Source organism: Mesorhizobium sp. M7A.T.Ca.US.000.02.2.1, from assembly GCF_003996995.1.
GTDB lineage: Bacteria > Pseudomonadota > Alphaproteobacteria > Rhizobiales > Rhizobiaceae > Mesorhizobium.
Genome location: NZ_RZTT01000813.1, coordinates 1 through 958, shown reverse-complemented (window position 1 = coordinate 958; position 958 = coordinate 1). Strand labels below are relative to the sequence as shown.

1 pseudogene is annotated in these 958 nt (G+C 62.2%); it reads left to right on the top strand.

Annotation, left to right across the window (positions count from 1 at the left end):
* Positions 1-958 (top strand): annotated as a pseudogene (locus tag EOD15_RS34830) (hypothetical protein); the annotation flags it as partial.

Genomic DNA, 958 nt, shown 5'->3' with positions numbered 1-958 from the left:
GGGTTATGCGCATTATGCGCTTTATCCCGAAAGCTATTTGGACGCGGCGCAGAAGTCGGGGCTCGATGCGAACACATGCGTGATCGGCGTCCGCAGCATCGGCCTCGGGCTGGCAGCTATGGTGGCGGCCTCGATTGGTGCGCCGGCACCATTCAGCGTTCGCCCGATCGGCCATCCCTTCCGCAGGTATATCAACGCCGATCCGCAGTCGATCGCCACTTGGATGAACAATCCGTCGGCGCGTTTCGCCGTTGTCGACGAGGGTCCTGGCCTGTCCGGCAGTTCGATGCATGCCGTTATCATGTGGCTGCGTGAACTGGGTATCGATACGGACCGCATTCACCTGTTTCCCAGCCATTCAGGCGGCCCGGGCATCGAAGCGTCGCGGGAGGCTCGGGAGACATGGTCGCGCTGTCCGAAGCATGTGGCGACGGCGTTTGAATGCACCTTCTCCGAAAGCTCGAAAATTCCCACGTTGCGCGATTGGGTGGCCGAGGCGGTCGGCAGGCCGGAATTAGGCCTGACCGAGCTATCTGGCGGCGAGTGGCGGGCCGCCCACTACGCCGACGAAGGGCGCTGGCCGCCGAGCCCTCGCGGTACCGAGCGGCGTAAATTCCTGGCGTCCGCCGGGCGTGACCGCTGGTTCGTCAAATTCGCGGGCCTCGGCGAAACCGGTCGGCGCAAGAAACGAACCGCGACGATGTTGCATGAAGCCGAGTTCGGATCGCAAGTTGTCGCGCTTTGCCATGGCTTTCTGGTTGAACGGTGGATTGACGGCACCACGATGGATCAGGCGCCGCTACCCAGGGAAAGACTGATCGCGGAGTTCACAAATTACCTGGCCTGGCGTGCGCTCAATCTTCGAACTTGCGAACCGGGTGCATCATTGCTTGCACTCGCGGAGATGGCTGTTTCCAATACGTCGGAAGCCCTGGGCGAAAAACGCGCGGCAGCCTTG